This window comes from Citreicella sp. C3M06 (genome assembly GCF_018860705.1).
Taxonomy (GTDB): domain Bacteria; phylum Pseudomonadota; class Alphaproteobacteria; order Rhodobacterales; family Rhodobacteraceae; genus Salipiger.
In genome coordinates, this window is sequence record NZ_JAHKQA010000007.1 from 70,094 (window position 1) to 85,626 (window position 15,533).

A 15,533-nucleotide genomic window follows, 5' to 3' on the forward strand; every position below is an offset into this window, starting at 1 on the left:
ATCTTGTCCAGGCCCAACGCGAAAGCAATGCAAGCTGTCCCAGTGGGATTGTCACGATGGCGTGCAAAGCACATATAATCCAGATGGAATGTGACGTGGAGCTGGAAAATGACAAAGCTTGTCTGTCTTGACTGCGGTCAGATCAATCGTGTGCCGGATGCGCAGCTCGGGGCCGGGCCAAAGTGCGGCACCTGTGGCGCCATCCTGCTTTCGGGTAAGGCGCAGGAGATAGATGCCGGCACGCTCAAAAAAGCGATCCGCGTCGATGATTTTCCATTGGTTGTCGATTTCTGGGCTCCATGGTGCGGGCCTTGCCGGATGATGGGGCCGGAATTCTCCAAGGCGGCGGGGATGCTCAAAGGGCAGGTGCGTCTCGTGAAGTTGAACACCGAAGCGCATCAGTCCGCTGCCGCATCCTATCGAATCCGGGGGATTCCCACGATGATCTCGTTTCGGCGAGGGAAGGAGGCGGGGCGACAATCCGGCGCGCTGCGGGCGCAGGGAATCGCTGACTTTGCCACGGGGCGGGGTTGAAAGGTCACTGCCTTGGCGCGTTTGCGTTCCTGCCCGCCAACATTGCACTGATCGTGTAGGCTGTCGCCGGTGTCAGGCCCGCCATGATCGCGGCGGCCGCATCCGGACGCATTCGGCCAAGAAAACCCGCAGAGAATTCCGGGTCCATCTCTTCGAACAGTGCCGAGGCCTGCTTGGGTTTCATACTCGCATAAACCTGAGTCAATCGGTCGACGTCGTCGTCCGCAGCTGTGTTCGCCATGGCCAGAGTCGAGCGAAGCTTGACCTCGGCCTCTTCCAGCGCGACCAGCTTACGGTCGATTTCCTGCTCGGCGATGGAAAGCGCCTGCATACGGGTTTCAATATCCGTCTCTCGCTTGGTGATCCGCTCTTCGCGCGCCTTCAAGGCAGACAGGACCGGTGCAATGTCCTCTTCCGCGGTGCAGGCTGCGACAGAATTGCCCGGGACCCCGGCGCCATGTTCTGACGCTATCGCATCATTAGACGGCGCGCCGGTTTCCAAGGCGATCGCCGCAGTTGCCTGAATGGCCACTCGCGTCAGAGCAGAGGCGATGAGCAGGCCACCGATGATCGCAAGAACCCCCTTTCCGCGCCGCCGCTTCGGCTTCGATGTCGTCCCGGCGCGGGTCGGTGTGCGCGATGCAGTGGGTTTGGCCGCAGACTGTGCATCGCTCGGGGCTGGTTTCTGCTTTGCCTTGCGAAATAGCGAGATCATCTTGACGCTCCGGGATGCCGGAAAAACATCGGTTCGCCGCCACCAACAGCTTGCTTCGCCGGAGCTTCGTCTGCGGGCAGATCATGCATAGATGCAAGCATCAGCTCCAGCCGTTTGGCGGACTCCTCTGCACGTTTGGACAGCGATTCGAGTTTGTTCGATGATTCTCCGGCAGTGGTTTGCGCTGCGTCTAGCGTGCGGGTCAGATCGTCCACCTGCGCGGACAGGAGGGCAACGGCCCCGCCGACGCCGTTCTCCAGGTCGGTGAACCTCGACAGGCGCCGCGACAGCACGAAGCAGTAAAAGCCGGCCCCGAGGGCCCCGGCGGCGAGCAGGATATCGGCAATGAATTCCATTCCAGTCCCCTCAGTTGAGCACGAATTCCAGGATCAGAAGGTCACGCACGCGATTCTCGCCGGTGACCATCTGAATGCGTCGCAACAGCTGCGACCTGATCTTGATGAGCGCGCCGGGGGCCTCGATATCCGAGGGTGACAGCGCTCGCAGGTAGTTGTTCAATACGTCGATCACGCGCGGTTTCAGGCTTTCAACCGGCGCGACCGAAGACGGCAGCACTTCGAGGCTCGCCTGAAACCGCAGATGATGCATGTTCGATGCCGTGCCCATGGACACGACAAGCTGTGGAAGTTCGATGAACGACACCTCTCCGATTGTCGTACCGGGACCGCCGGAAGCATGCGAATCGGCGGTGGCGTCGTGGCCCCCGTCTTCCGAAGCCTCTGCCGGGGCATGGTCCTGTGTTGTACTGCCAGCGAAGGGCAAAAGCCCGGAAGAAACGGCAAAGAATCCTCCGCCTCCGCCCACAAGAGCCAGAATCACGCCGATGATGAGCGGCAGGTTTGAGGATTTCTTGACATCTTCTTCCCCATTGGGGGCGTCGACTGTGGCATCCGTCATGGCTGACCTCTTATTCGAACCAAGATCGTTATAGCCTCTCAGGGACTAACCGATTGTTAAGCCTGATGCCCCAATGATGCCCTCACCGAGCAGAACGGTCGGAACGGAGGTTGGTCTTGCAGCAGATCGCACAAATTTGGGATGGTCTTGGCGCGCGGCGCAGGCTGATTGTCATTGGCGCTACCTTGGCCATGGTACTTGCAGTGCTCGCGATGGGCAGGATGGCCTCGTCACCGTCACTGACGCTACTATATGCGGGCCTTGAAAACGGTGCCGCCGGCGAGGTGGTTTCAGCGCTTGAAGCGCGCGGCGTACCCTATGAAGTGCGTGGAGGGGCGATTTTTGTTCCCGATACGCAGCGCGATGCCCTGCGCATGACGCTGGCAAGCGAAGGGCTGCCCGCGAATTCGAATCAGGGCTATGAGTTGCTCGACAGTCTATCGGGCTTCGGCACGACATCGCAGATGTTCGATGCGGCGTACTGGCGTGCCAAGGAAGGTGAACTTGCCCGCACAATCGTCGCCAACCCCTGGGTGGCGACGGCGCGCGTGCATATAGCCAATTCCACGGCGAATCCCTTCCAGCGCGACGTAACGGCGTCGGCGTCGATTTCGGTCACCACCAATGGCGAGCTGATTTCGCCGGGGCAGGCCCGTGCTTTGAAATATCTTGTCGCCTCTGCGGTTCCGGGTCTGGTCCCGGACAATGTCGCGGTGATTGACGGGCAAGGCGGCCTTGTCGGGGCGGACGACGAACCGGGCGGGGCGCAGACCGCCGAAGACCGGGCCGCAGCGCTGCGTGACCGGGTGCAACGGCTCGTCGAGGCGCGTGTCGGGCAAGGCAACACGGTTGTCGAGGTCAGCGTCGCCACCATCACTGAAAGTGAGACGATCAGACAGCGCCAGTTCGACCCTGAAGGGCGCGTGGTGATCTCGACCGACACCTCGGAGAACACGAGCTCCTCGCAGGATCAGGGGGGCAACAATGTCACTGTGGCCTCGAATCTGCCGGCCGGGAATGCTGACGGCGGGGGCGACAGTTCGAAAAGCTCGGAAAACGAAACGCGTGAGCGGGTGAATTACGAAGTGTCCGAAACGACCCGCGAAATCACCAAGGCGCCGGGGGCCGTCAAACGCCTGACCGTCGCGGTCCTCGTCAACGGGAGTATTGCCATCGCGGATGACGGCACGCAGACCTTCGTTCCGTTGCCGGACACCGAACTTGCGGCGCTGAATGATCTGGTCGCGTCGGCCGTTGGCTTCGACGAGGCGCGGGGAGATCAGATTACCATCCGCTCGATGCCTTTCGAGCGGCCCGAAGGGCTAGGCACCGGTCCGATCGAGCCGAGCTGGTTTGCGATGACGCTTGACCCGATGACGCTGATCAAGATCGCGGTGCTTGCGCTTGTGGCACTGGTGCTCGGGCTCTTTGTGGTTCGCCCGATCCTGACGGGTGGCGGTCAGGCGGCTCTGGCCGGGGCGGAAGGAGCCGCACTGGCGCTTCCTGGATCGGACTTGGGTTCAGGCCCGGCGCTTGATGGCGAGATCTCCTCGGGCGATGACGATTTTGCGCCCTTGGCAACAGTGAGCAAAGCCGAGGGGTTTGGCGGCATGGGCGTGGTCGATTTCGATAGCCCTGCGGAGGAGGATCCGGTCGATCGACTGCGCAACCTGATCGAGGAGCGCAAGACCGAGACCGTCGAGATCCTGCGCAGTTGGCTTGATGAGAAGGAGGAAGTGAAATGAGTCGGCTTGCTGAAATTCTCGAGGATTTCGGGGCAACCCATCTCCCGGCCAAGGCAATGACCGTCATGCACGACGACGGAGACCTCGAGACGGCAAGGCTCGAGTCATTCGAGAGCGGTTACAAGGCGGGGTGGGATGATGCGATCAAGGCGCAGGATGACGGTCATTCCCGCATCGCAAGCGACTTCGCGCAGAATCTTCAGGACCTCTCGTTCACCTATCATGAAGCATATGGGCAGGTCATGAGCGGCATTTCTCCCTTGCTTGAGGAGGTCGTCGGCAAGCTGTTGCCCGCGATGCTGCGCGAGACGCTTGGCTTGCATGTGTCCGAGCAGCTCAGAGCCATGGCACACGAGGTTGGAACGCTCGATGTGGTGATTGCCGTTGCACCGGGGCATGCCGAGCAGGTGGCGCCGATGCTCGACCCGGACATCGGCTTCCCGTTGTCGCTGATCGAGGATGAGACCCTGATGGGTGGACAAGCCGATATCCGTTTTGGCGAAATCGAAAGACAAATCGACCTCGGCGGGCTTGTCGAGGAGGTGGCACGGGCCGTGCAGGGCTTTGTGCATGATAACCGGAGAAAGACCGCACATGGATGACCAGGCAGATGCCGCGCGGAGCGAATCCGCGACTCCCTTCACCTCCGTTCCGATCGAGATCACCGTCTCTGTCGGTCGGGCGCGCCCGCTGGTGCGGGATCTTCTCAAGCTCACAGAAGGGTCGGTTCTGACCCTCGATAAGCGTCTCGAGGATCCGGTGGAGCTGTATGTCGGCGATCGGCTGATCGGGATTGGCGCTCTCGAGGTGCTCGAGGGCGGCGAGAACGGGCAGCTCGCGGTCAGGCTCACCGAAGTGATCGACCTGAAGAAACCGTCCTGAGCGATGCGCCTTCTACCACTCCTCTACGCGGCGATGCTGATCGGGTTCGCCGGTCCTGCTGGCGCGCAGGAATTCAGCCTCGACCTTGGCGCGGGAAACTCCGTCACTGCGGCGAGCCTGCAGCTTATCGCGTTGATCACGCTGCTGAGTCTCGCGCCCGGCATCGCGATCATGATCACCTGTTTTCCGTTTCTTGTGACGGTACTGTCGATCCTGCGTCAGGCGGTCGGCTTGCAGCAATCCCCGCCCAACATGCTGATCGTGAGCCTTGCGCTATTCCTGACCTATTTCGTCATGGAGCCAACCTTCACCGCTGCGTGGGACAACGGTTTGCAGCCGCTGATCGAGGAGCAGATCGACCTCGACGTTGCCGTCGAGCGCACGCTCGAGCCGTTCCGGGGCTTTATGGCCGGGCGCACCGACTCGGAAACCTTCGTCAACATGGCGGATCTGCGGCCGGATTCGATAGGCACCACGCTTGCGCCCGAAGCGCCGCTGTCGATCCTGATCCCGAGCTTCATGCTGTCGGAGGTGGCGCGGGCGTTTCAGGTCGGCTTTCTGATCTTTCTGCCGTTCCTGATCATCGACCTCGTGGTGGCGGCAGTGCTGATGTCGATGGGCATGATGATGGTGCCGCCGGCGATCGTGTCCCTGCCCTTCAAGCTGGCCTTCTTCGTGGTCGCGGACGGCTGGTCGCTGCTCGCCGGGGCCTTGGTGCGAAGTTATTTCTGATCGCGCGCCATAATCGGCATGACATCATTGGGAACGTCGGCATGCAGGTGGCGTTCGCCGCGCGCTTCAGCGAGCGCGATCTGCTTCTGGCGCTCGCGAAACCGCGCCTTGTCCGACTCGGATGTCTCGGAGATGCACTTATGGCAGGACACGCCATGTTCATATTCGGGCCGGCTGCGGTCGTCGGGCAGCATCGGGCGGCGGCAGGCGTGGCACAGCAGGTGCGGCCCTTCTCGAAGCCCGTGCCCAACCGACACGCGTCCATCGAACACGAAACACTCACCCTGCCAGGCGCTGGTGTCCTCGGGGATGTCTTCAAGATATTTCAGAATGCCGCCCTTGAGGTGAAAGACCTCTTCGACCCCTTGACCAAGCAGCCAGTTGGTCGATTTCTCGCAACGGATGCCGCCGGTGCAGAACATTGCGATGCGCTTGTTGTGGAACCGCTCGCGGTTTGCCTCCCACCAAGCGGGAAAGTCGCGAAAACTGTCGGTCTGAGGGTCGATCGCGCCTTCGAACGTGCCGATGGCGACTTCGTAATCGTTACGTGTGTCGATCACCGCCACGTCCGGCGAACGGATCAGCTCATTCCAGTCGGAGGGCTCGACATAGTGCCCAACGCGGCTGCGCGGGTCGACGTCGGGCTGCCCCATCGTCACGATCTCACGCTTGAGGCGCACCTTCATGCGCGCAAACGGTCGATCCTGAGCATTCGACAATTTCCACTCTAGATCGGCGCAGCCGGGCAGGGCGCGAATATGCAGCAATACCGCGTCGATTCCGGCGCGCGGGCCGGCGATGGTGCCATTGATGCCTTCGCCCGCCAGCAGCAGCGTGCCGGTCACCGCGTGGGCACGGCAGCAGTCCAGCAGCGGGCCCTGAAGCCCGGCGGGATCGTCGAAACGAGTGAAGTGGTAAAGCGCGCAAACGGTAAACATGGGCACGGATTTACGCCTTGCATCGCTCCGGGGCAAGCATGAGGATCGCCGCAGCCAAGGAGACCGCCCATGCACGCGCTGATCGTTATCGATGTCCAGAATGACTTTTGTCCGGGCGGTGCGCTTGCCGTCACCGAAGGCGACCGGATCGTAGGGCCGATCAACGATGCTATGGCCGGTTTCGACGCGGTCATTCTGACGCAGGACTGGCACCCGGCCGAGCATTCGTCTTTTGCCAGCCAGCATCCCGGCAAGGCTCCGTTGGAACAGGTCGAGATGCCCTATGGTCCGCAGGTGCTGTGGCCGGATCATTGCGTTCAGGGCAGCAATGGCGCGGCCTTCCACCCGGCGCTGGATGCGAACCGCGCCGAAATGGTGATCCGCAAGGGGTTCCGCCCGCAGATCGACAGCTATTCCGCCTTTTTCGAGAACGATCACGCAACGCCGACTGGGCTCGAAGGTTACCTGAAGACGCGCGGTCTTCAGCGCTTGACGCTCGTGGGGCTGGCGACGGATTTCTGCGTGGCTTTCTCGGCCATAGATGCAGTGCGGCTTGGCTTCGAAGTCACGGTGAACGAGGCGCTGTGCCGAGGTATCGATCTTGGAGGTTCGCTAACCGCTGCGCGAGAACGGATGGGCGCGGCTGGCGTGACGCTTACCTGAGCGCGGTTGCACCATCTTAACCTTTGGACGGGTAGAAGGGGTGGGTAACGGAGCGAAAGCCCATCCATGTCCGACCAAGCTGTCGAAAATCAGCCGCTTGCCGTGTTCGAGGCGCGCAATAATCCCGAGGGGTTGTTGCGACGCTATGCGCGCGGACGCGTAAGGCATGTCGCCGCGCGGCAGGTTGCGACCGTGGGCGGAGCGGTGGCGCTGGGTCTTCTTGTCGATCCGGCTCTGGGACTGATCGTCGCGTCTCTCGTGATCGTCGGTGAGGGGGTCGATTGCCTGTTGCTGCATCAGGTGCCCGCATTGATCCGGCGCGGTGTCTCGGTGCGTCACGTGATGTTGCTGAGCACGCTCACCGCGGGTTTTCAGGGGCTTACGATCGCGGCCTCGGTGGTGCTTGCGCAGGCAACCGCGCCGGACGGGGAGGCATCGCTGTTCAGCTTTGCTTTTCTTGCGGCAGCGGTGCTGAACGCGGGCGTGGTGTGTGGTTATCACAAGGCAGCGGCAAACCTGCGGATCGTGATCTTTGGCGTCACGGCGATTTATGGTTTTTCCGCGGAAATGCTCAATCATGAAAGCACCGAGGGGCTGTTCTACAATGCCTTCGGGCTGTCGATGCTGGCCTTCACTTCTTATGCCTTCCTGCATCATTCCAATGGCGCGGAACGAAGGCGAATCGCGAGTGAACACAAGCTCTTACTTGGGCAGGCAGAGCTTGCGCGCTCCAACGCAGACCTCCTGCAGTCGCATGACGATATCCGGCAGCTGGCGCTGATCGCGCAGCATGCGAATGAGTCGATTCTGTTGCTGGATCCAGAGATGCGCATCCTCTGGGTGAACGACGGGGTCACCCGGATGAAGGGCTACAGTTTCGAGGAACTGGTCGGGCGCAGCCTGAAAGACGTCTTCTCAGGGCCTGATACCGATTTGGGGCAGGTCGAGGACATCATGGCGCGGGCCAGCTCGGGTGAGACTCTTCGTGTGGAAGTCATCAACTACCACAAGGACGGCCGTAAGATCTGGGTTGAGGCGGCCTTTGCGCCGGTGCTGGGCGTCGATGGCGCGCTGGCAGAGGTGATCGTGACCGAGCGTGACATCACCGAAGCAACGGCGCACACGGCGGAGCTGGCCGAGGCCAAGCACCGCGCCGAGGCCGGTGCGCGCGCCAAAGCGGCCTTCCTTGCGACCATGAGCCACGAGATGCGAATGCCGATGAATGGGATTATCGGTATGACTGATCTTCTGTCGGATACCGACCTGACCCCGGATCAGACCAATTGCAAGAAGACAATTCGCAGCTCTGCCGAAGCGCTTTTGAAGATCATCAACGACATTCTCGAGTATTCGAAGCTTGAGGCGGACAAGGTGTTGATCCTCGCCGAACCGTTCTCGCTGCGCACCTGCCTGCGCGAGGCGACGGATATTCTGCGCCCTCAGGCCCGCGAAAAGGGGCTTTACCTCGACATCTGTCACCAGTCGCTCTTGCCAGATGTGGTGGGCGACAGCGGGCGTCTGCGGCAGATCCTGATAAACCTGCTGGGGAATGCGGTGAAATTCACCGACGCGGGCGGCGTCACGGTGACGACGCATGCCAAGGCCAGCGCAGGGGACATGGTGGATCTGGTGGTGCAGGTACAGGACACCGGGATCGGCGTCCCACCGGATCGCGCCCGCGAGATCTTTGAGCAATTCGAACATGTCGGCAGCGAAACGACGCGTAAGGGGCGCGGGCTGTCGATCTCGCGCCAGATCGCCGAGAGTATGGGCGGCGGGCTTTTCCTGTCCGAAACGCAGACGCGTGGAGCCTGCTTCGAACTGCGCTTGCAACTTGCTCTGGCCGAAGTCGAGGCGCCGCTTCCACCCAAGGCCCGCTCTGTGCCAATCTGCGCCACGCTGGTGCCGTTGCGCCTGTTGCTGGCCGAGGATAACCGCGCCAATCGCTTGCTTGTAACGCGTCTTCTGGTCGATCAGCCGATCGAGATCATCGAGGCGGTCAATGGTGGCGAGGCCGTCGAGCAGGTCGTGAGGGCCCCTCCTGACGTGGTGTTGATGGATTTGTCGATGCCCGTGCTCGACGGATTTGCGGCGACGCGTGGGATACGTGCGCAGGATGGCGCCCAGCCCTGGATCATCGCGTTGACCGCCAAGGCCTTTGACAGCGACCGCGACGCCTGCATCGATGCCGGAATGGACGACTTCCTGTGCAAGCCGCTGCGCAAAGGCGCCTTGCTGTCTGCTCTGGCGCGGGCGCAGACCGCGATGGCCCTCGACAAATCTATTGGCCTGCAAAGCGTTGTTGACGTATCAGGGGCGGCGACCCCTGCGCACGAGGCCACACTTTGGAAATCGCCACACGAGTCTGGAACCATAAGTGGAAGATCGATCCGATCGTCCGCTCGTTGATTGATACCGACTTTTACAAGTTGCTGATGTGTCAGTCAGTGTTTCACAACCGGCCAGACGTGCGGGTCACTTTCAGTCTGATCAACCGCTCGAAGCACGTGCCGCTTGCCCGGCTGATCGACGAGGGCGAGTTGCGTGAACAGCTCGACCATATCCGGTCGCTGTCGCTCACGCGCGGGGAATCGACCTGGCTGCGCGGCAACACCTTTTATGGCAAGCGCCAGATGTTCCGCCCCGATTTCATGGAATGGTTCGAAAACCTGCGCCTGCCGCCGTATTTCCTCGAACGGGTCGGCGATCAGTACGAGCTGACCTTCGAAGGCTCATGGCCCGAGGTGATGCTGTGGGAAATCCCGGCGCTGGCGGTGCTGATGGAATTGCGCGGTCGCGCGGTTCTCAATGACATGAAGAAATTCGAGATGCAGGTGCTGTATGCCCGCGCCACCGCCAAGCTATGGGAAAAGGTCGAACGTCTGCGCGACGCGCCCGGCCTGCGCATCGCCGATTTCGGCACGCGGCGGCGGCACAGCTTCCTGTGGCAGGACTGGTGCGTGCAGGCGATGACCGAAGGGCTGGGCGACCGCTTCGCGGGCACCTCGAACTGCCTGATCGCCAAGAACCGCGATCTCGAGGCGATCGGCACCAATGCGCACGAGCTGCCGATGGTCTATGCCGCGCTGGCCGAGGATGACGCTGCGCTGGCGCAGGCGCCCTATGACGTGCTGGCCGACTGGCACAAGGAGCATTCCGGCAACTTGCGGATCATCCTGCCGGACACCTACGGCACGGTCGGGTTTCTGGAACGCGCGCCGGACTGGCTTGCGGGCTGGACCGGCATCCGTATCGACAGCGGCGCGCCCGAAGTGGGAGCCGAGGCGGCAATCGCATGGTGGATCGCGCGCGGCGAGGATCCTACGCAAAAGCTGGTGATCTTCTCGGACGGGCTCGACGTGGACAAGATGATCGAGCTGCACGCGCGCTTTCATGGCCGGGTGCGTGTCAGCTTTGGCTGGGGCACGCTTCTCACCAATGATTTCCGCGGGCTGACGCAGGATGACCGGCTCGCCCCGTTCAGCCTTGTCTGCAAGGCGATCAGCGCCAATGGCCGCCCGACGGTCAAGCTGTCGGACAACCCGAACAAGGCGATGGGGCCGCAATCGGAAATCGACCGCTACAAGCGGGTCTTCGCCGTTGGCGAGCAGGAGCGGCGCGAGGTCATGGTCTGACTGGGACTGCGCCGGCGTCGCCGTGACGCGGGCCTCGCATCGGCAGGGGACAGCGGAAATATGGCGCGGGATCTCCCGCTATGCGGGAGATTCGAAAGCGCCGTTGTGCTGATCGGCTCAGGCCGTTAGCCGGTAAAGCACCACCTTTGACGTGGATGAGCCCGTCGAGACCATCGCCGGGTCGGCTTTGTTGCCCAGCGGACACCAACAAGGCGCGCTGTCGCAGGGCTGGTCTGGGGACTGGAATAGCCCGCAGAGGGTGCCTGATCCTGTCCGCTGTCTTGCGCTGCAGCGGCCCTGCTTTGGCCGGACCGAAGCGCAGCACGCCAACTGGACGCGTCAGGATCGGTGGGACCATTTTGCCGAAGACAGCGCCGAAAACGAGCCTTCGGCCATGCGCCACCTGACGACTCGTCGGGAGAAGACAGTGCGCGCCCCGTACCGCGATCGTCCCCCGAAAATTTCGTACGAATATTCATGGGGCCGGGTGCCGTGTCTGGTCATGCCCGGCCGTGCAAGCTAGAAGGTTTCGGAAACGTTTTTCCGGGGGTGACGACAATGGCGGGCATCGAGCCTCGACCGGGTATCATGGATATCGCGCTTTATGTCGGCGGCAAATCCAGCGTCGACGGCCTGAGCAATGTCATCAAGCTCAGCTCGAACGAGAACCCGTTTGGCCCGTCGCCAGCGGCGCAGGATGCGGTTCGCCGTGCGGTTCACGATATTCATCGCTATCCCTCGACCGATCACGCCGAGTTGCGCGCCGCAATTGCCGATGTCCACAATCTGGACGCGGACCGCATCATCTGCGGCGTCGGCTCGGACGAGGTTCTGCAATTTCTCGCGCAGGCCTATGCTGGCCCCGGGGATGAGGTGATCCACACCGAACACGGCTTTGCCATGTATGCGATCCTTGCCCGCGCCGTCGGCGCCACGCCGGTCGAGGTGCCCGAGCGCGAGCGCGTGGTCTGCGTCGACAGCATCCTTGCGGCTTGCAACGAGCGCACGCGGCTGGTGTTCATCGCCAATCCGAACAATCCGACCGGCACGATGATCAGTTTCGCCGAGATCGAGCGTCTGGCCGAAAACCTGCCGCCGCAGGCGATCCTCGTGCTTGATGGCGCCTATGCTGAATATGTCGAGGGTTATGATGGCGGCGCGCGTCTGGTCGAGGCGCGGCAGAACGTGGTGATGACCCGCACCTTTTCAAAGCTGTACGGGCTCGGTGGAATGCGCGTTGGCTGGGGGTACGGCCCGCAGCACATGATCGACGTGCTGAACCGCATCCGCCAGCCGTTCAACCTGTCGAACGTTGCGCTCAAGGCCGCCGAAGCCGCCATTCGCGACACGATGTATGTCGAGAAATCGCGCGAAGAAAACACCCGCTGGCGGGCATGGCTCGCCGAGGCGCTGGCCGAACATGGCGTGCCCTCGGATGCCTCGACCGCCAATTTCGTGCTGGCGCGCTTTGGCAGCCCGGACGAGGCCGCGGCCTGCGACAGCTTCCTGCAATCTCAGGGCATTCTTGTGCGCCGCGTCACCGGCTACAAGCTGCCCGCCGCGCTGCGCATCACTGTCGGCGACGAGGCGTCTTGTCGCCGGGTCGCCCATTGCATCGGCCTGTTCAAGGCGGGCGCAAGATGAGCTATCCCCGCGTTGCGCTGATCGGCCTTGGCCTGATCGCGTCGTCCATGTTCTGGGCGATGCGCCGGGCGGGGATGCAAAGCCATGTCACCGGCTATGCCCGCAGCGCCGAAACCCGTGACACCGCGCGGCGCATCGGCCTGTGTGACACCGTCTGCGACAGCGTCGAAGAGGCGGTGAAGGATGCCGATCTTGTGGTGCTTGCCGTGCCGGTCGGCGCCATGGGGGCCATTGCAAAGACCATCGCGCCGTTTCTGAAACCGGGCTGCACGGTCACCGATGTCGGCTCCGTCAAGGCGTCGGTGATCGAGGCGGTCGCCCCGCATCTGCCCGAAGGCGTGGATTTTGTTCCGGCGCACCCGATGGCGGGCACCGAACATTCCGGCCCCGAATCCGGCTTTTCCAGCCTGTTCGACAACCGCTGGTGTCTGATCGTGCCGCATGGCGCGCGCGAAGAGGCCACCGCGACGCTTGAATCCTTCTGGCAGGCGCTGGGCGCCAACACCGAGCGCATGGAGGTCAGTCACCACGATCTTGTCTGTGCCGTGGTCAGCCATGTGCCGCATTTGATCGCCTACACCATGGTGGGCGTGGCGGACGATCTTCGCCGGGTGTCCGATCAGGAGGTCATCAAGTTCTCGGCCGCCGGTTTTCGCGATTTCACCCGCATTGCCGCCAGCGATCCGACCATGTGGCGCGATGTCTTCCTGACCAACAAGGATGCCGCGCTCGAGGTGCTCGGGCGGTTCACCGAAGAGCTCTTTGCCTTGCAACGGGCGATCCGCACCGGCGATGGCGATACCCTGTTCGACTATTTCACCCATACGCGCAGCATCCGCCGGGGCATTCTTGAGGCCGGGCAGGACACCGACGCACCTGATTTCGGGCGGATCAAAAAGGACGACTGACATGCGGCTTGGCACGGTCTTTGCGGTACTGCTGCTGGCCACCCCGGCGCTGGCAGAGGCTCCGGCCTTGTCGCTTCGCCCGCCGCTGAAAGCCACCGAGCAGCAGCCTGAAGCCCCCCGCGCCGCGCTTGCCAATGCGTTGCACAACGCGGGCATCCCCGGTTTCAGTCCCGAAGATGCGGCCAAGACGATGGGGTTTGCATCTGCCTCGCCGCTGGCCGTGGCGCTGTCGCACCTGCCGGAACTGCGCCCGGACAGCCTTGTGACGCGGGTGATGTCGCAGCGCGAGGGCTGGCGCAAGGGATCGGTCTGCGGCGATCCGGCGATACAGGGCGAAAGGGTCGGCTTTGTTCCGGGGCGCATCTCGGGGTGCGGCATCAAGGACGCGGTGAGGGTCTCGTCTGTATCGGGGGTCGCGCTCAGCCAGCAGGCCATGCTGAGCTGTCCGACGGCCAAGGCGCTCAAGCGCTGGGTCGACACCGCCGCCAAGCCTGCGCTCGGCAGCATGGGCGGCGGGATTTCGGGGCTGCACGTTGCGGCGCATTACGCGTGTCGGTCGCGCAACAACGTGGCGGGTGCGAAGGTCAGCGAACATGGCAAGGGCCGCGCCATCGACATTGCAGGGATCCGGCTGAAAAACGGCGATGACATCGTGGTGCTGCGCGACTGGCATTCCGGGGCCAAGGGCCGGGCGCTGCAATCAATGCACCAAAGCGCCTGCGGCATCTTTGGCACCACGCTTGGCCCCGGCTCAGATGGCTATCACGAAGACCATCTGCATTATGATATCGCGCGCCACGGCAACGGGGCCTACTGCCGCTGATTCGCGCAGGCGGGCCGCATAGTTTCGTCCGCCCACGGGCCGATTGCCTCGGGTTTCGTGAACGGTTTGCCCGGCCAGCGCAGCATTGTTCTCCAATCGGAGCGCTCTGGGGCGGGAATATGGCAAAAGCTTGATCTGCGTCGCAAATTCGACAAGGTTTCCATCAGTGGCGGGGGCCATGAAACCGGAGATGCACGCGCCATGCGCGCCATTCTATTATCTGCAATCCTGACGATGGCCAGCGCTCCGCTGCACGCCGACATCGCCTTTCAGGCCGCGCGCATGGCGCCCGGTTCGCTGATGGTGATCGAGGACGGGCACGGCGCGTTTCAAAGCCACGTCGCGCGCGGGCAGCAGAATGGACTTTTTCGGTTCGACACGTACGAGAGCAAGGGCAAACGGCCGGTCTTCTTGGGCAGCTACTACACCAATGACCGGGGCGAGGTGGTGCGGGAGGTGACAGCCGCAGGGCTGATCACCAGATTCGAACCGTACCGCTGCGCACGCACGATGGGGCGCTGTGCTTATGTCATCATCCATTCCGATGGTTTCCGCGAAATCCGGCAACGGGTGACGCGCGAGACAGCGCTGGGGCTGGCGTGGAAGGAATGGGGGCTCGATGGGCTGGTTTCGACGGGGGCGTTGGAACTCGATCAGCTCGGAGCGGCCATGAAAGGCTGGGCCAGGGACCACCAGAGCGGTGTAAAGACCCGATCCCGTCGCATCCTGCTGGCGCTGAACTAGCGTCACGGATCGGCAAATTTCGGCACGTGTCGTCAGCGAGGCGGGGCAGGGGGGAAACCCTTGCCCCGCTCTTGTTTTCAGCTTTTGGGGGCCATCAGCGCCGCCAGCACCGCCTTGGCACTGTCGGAATTCCATTCCGCATCGCCCTGCATGCGGGCGACCTCTTGTCCGTCCGGGTCGACGATCACGGTGATCGGCAGGCCCAGCACGCCCATCTGCCGCGCCAGACCGGATTTCGGATCGCGGTGCAGCGGCAGATTGTCGACGCCGATCTCTGCAAAGAACTCCTGCATCGCGGGCGGCGGGTTGCGCCCGGTGGCGATGGTGATCACTTCGAAGCCCTCGCCGCCCAGCTCGGTCTGCAATTCCGAGAGCATCGGCATCTCTTTGCGGCAGGGCGCGCACCACGTCGCCCAGAAGTTCACCAGCAGCCATTTGCCCTGCCAGTCCGACAGGTTCAGCGCCTTCCCGTCGAAGCTGGTGAAATCCGCAGTCCCCGCCGGTTTCGCTTCGGAATGGAAGTTGAGCTTCTTCATATCGCCGTCCCGAAGCGCCTGCGCGGCGGCGACATCGGCAAGGGCGGGATTTGCAAGCGCCGTTGCGGCGGTATACAGGACGGCGAGCGCCAGGTTTCTCATTATTCCTCCCGGAG

17 protein-coding genes are annotated in these 15,533 nt (G+C 62.7%); 12 read left to right on the forward strand and 5 right to left on the reverse strand.

The genetic code is table 11. From position 1 onward, the window contains the following. Positions 1 to 108: 108 nt before the first annotated feature. The gene (gene trxC, locus KO516_RS02450; protein WP_216002225.1) at positions 109 to 534 is read left to right on the forward strand and encodes a thioredoxin TrxC; all 426 of its coding nucleotides are present in this window, start codon (positions 109 to 111) and stop codon (positions 532 to 534) included. Positions 535 to 538: 4 nt separating this feature from the next. Here the strand turns inward: trxC and KO516_RS02455 are convergent, their stop codons facing one another. The 3 genes from KO516_RS02455 to fliL are packed head-to-tail and all read right to left on the reverse strand — an operon-like array spanning position 539 to position 2,167. Then, positions 539 to 1,249, reverse strand: coding sequence for a MotE family protein (locus KO516_RS02455; protein WP_252737355.1), 711 nt, complete (start codon positions 1,247 to 1,249; stop codon positions 539 to 541). After that, a complete protein-coding gene (locus KO516_RS02460) occupies positions 1,246 to 1,605 on the reverse strand; it encodes a hypothetical protein (protein ID WP_216002226.1) in 360 nt (119 codons plus the stop codon). The genes KO516_RS02455 and KO516_RS02460 overlap by 4 nt, the downstream gene beginning before the upstream one ends. Positions 1,606 to 1,615: 10 nt before the next feature. After that, positions 1,616 to 2,167, reverse strand: coding sequence for a flagellar basal body-associated protein FliL (fliL, locus tag KO516_RS02465; protein ID WP_216002227.1), 552 nt, complete (start codon positions 2,165 to 2,167; stop codon positions 1,616 to 1,618). A 116-nt stretch (positions 2,168 to 2,283) separates the two neighbouring features. On the opposite strand from fliL, the gene fliF reads away from it, so the two are divergent. From fliF to fliP, 4 genes are read left to right on the forward strand one after another with little or no spacing between them, the layout of a single operon-like run. Continuing rightward, a complete protein-coding gene (fliF, locus tag KO516_RS02470) occupies positions 2,284 to 3,912 on the forward strand; it encodes a flagellar basal-body MS-ring/collar protein FliF (protein WP_216002228.1) in 1,629 nt (542 codons plus the stop codon). Continuing rightward, positions 3,909 to 4,514, forward strand: a complete 606-nt coding sequence (locus tag KO516_RS02475) for an ABC transporter ATP-binding protein (protein WP_216002229.1) — start codon at positions 3,909 to 3,911, stop codon at positions 4,512 to 4,514. Before fliF ends, KO516_RS02475 begins: the two co-directional genes overlap by 4 nt. Continuing rightward, positions 4,507 to 4,794 (forward strand): FliM/FliN family flagellar motor switch protein, encoded by a 288-nt coding sequence (locus KO516_RS02480; RefSeq protein ID WP_216002230.1) that lies wholly within the window; start codon positions 4,507 to 4,509, stop codon positions 4,792 to 4,794. Before KO516_RS02475 ends, KO516_RS02480 begins: the two co-directional genes overlap by 8 nt. A gap of 3 nt (positions 4,795 to 4,797) precedes the next feature. Next, a complete protein-coding gene (fliP, locus tag KO516_RS02485) occupies positions 4,798 to 5,526 on the forward strand; it encodes a flagellar type III secretion system pore protein FliP (protein ID WP_216002231.1) in 729 nt (242 codons plus the stop codon). On the opposite strand, the gene KO516_RS02490 is transcribed toward fliP, so the two are convergent. Next, positions 5,517 to 6,464: a rhodanese-related sulfurtransferase gene (locus KO516_RS02490; protein WP_216002325.1), complete on the reverse strand. Its 948-nt coding sequence runs from the start codon at positions 6,462 to 6,464 to the stop codon at positions 5,517 to 5,519. The two genes, fliP and KO516_RS02490, sit on opposite strands and share 10 nt — an antisense overlap. Before the next feature lie 69 nt (positions 6,465 to 6,533). Here KO516_RS02490 and pncA point away from each other — a divergent pair, with 69 nt between their 5' ends. The 7 genes from pncA to KO516_RS02525 all read left to right on the forward strand — a co-directional run bounded on the left by pncA (position 6,534) and on the right by KO516_RS02525 (position 14,881). Next, the gene (gene pncA, locus KO516_RS02495; protein ID WP_216002232.1) at positions 6,534 to 7,127 is read left to right on the forward strand and encodes a bifunctional nicotinamidase/pyrazinamidase; all 594 of its coding nucleotides are present in this window, start codon (positions 6,534 to 6,536) and stop codon (positions 7,125 to 7,127) included. Between the two features lie 66 nt (positions 7,128 to 7,193). Further along, a complete protein-coding gene (locus KO516_RS02500) occupies positions 7,194 to 9,536 on the forward strand; it encodes a PAS domain-containing sensor histidine kinase (protein WP_216002233.1) in 2,343 nt (780 codons plus the stop codon). Next, the gene (pncB, locus tag KO516_RS02505; protein ID WP_216002234.1) at positions 9,473 to 10,762 is read left to right on the forward strand and encodes a nicotinate phosphoribosyltransferase; all 1,290 of its coding nucleotides are present in this window, start codon (positions 9,473 to 9,475) and stop codon (positions 10,760 to 10,762) included. Before KO516_RS02500 ends, pncB begins: the two co-directional genes overlap by 64 nt. A gap of 558 nt (positions 10,763 to 11,320) precedes the next feature. Next, positions 11,321 to 12,406 carry a histidinol-phosphate transaminase gene (hisC, locus tag KO516_RS02510; RefSeq protein ID WP_216002235.1) on the forward strand — a complete coding sequence of 362 codons (1,086 nt, stop codon included), beginning with the start codon at positions 11,321 to 11,323 and terminating at the stop codon, positions 12,404 to 12,406. Further along, the gene (locus KO516_RS02515; RefSeq protein WP_216002236.1) at positions 12,403 to 13,314 is read left to right on the forward strand and encodes a prephenate/arogenate dehydrogenase family protein; all 912 of its coding nucleotides are present in this window, start codon (positions 12,403 to 12,405) and stop codon (positions 13,312 to 13,314) included. The genes hisC and KO516_RS02515 overlap by 4 nt, the downstream gene beginning before the upstream one ends. Before the next feature lies 1 nt (position 13,315). Beyond that, positions 13,316 to 14,137, forward strand: coding sequence for an extensin family protein (locus KO516_RS02520; protein ID WP_216002237.1), 822 nt, complete (start codon positions 13,316 to 13,318; stop codon positions 14,135 to 14,137). Positions 14,138 to 14,338: 201 nt separating this feature from the next. Next, positions 14,339 to 14,881 (forward strand): hypothetical protein, encoded by a 543-nt coding sequence (locus KO516_RS02525; protein WP_216002238.1) that lies wholly within the window; start codon positions 14,339 to 14,341, stop codon positions 14,879 to 14,881. Between the two features lie 77 nt (positions 14,882 to 14,958). On the opposite strand, the gene KO516_RS02530 is transcribed toward KO516_RS02525, so the two are convergent. Next, a complete protein-coding gene (locus tag KO516_RS02530) occupies positions 14,959 to 15,519 on the reverse strand; it encodes a TlpA disulfide reductase family protein (protein ID WP_216002239.1) in 561 nt (186 codons plus the stop codon). Positions 15,520 to 15,533: the final 14 nt, after the last annotated feature.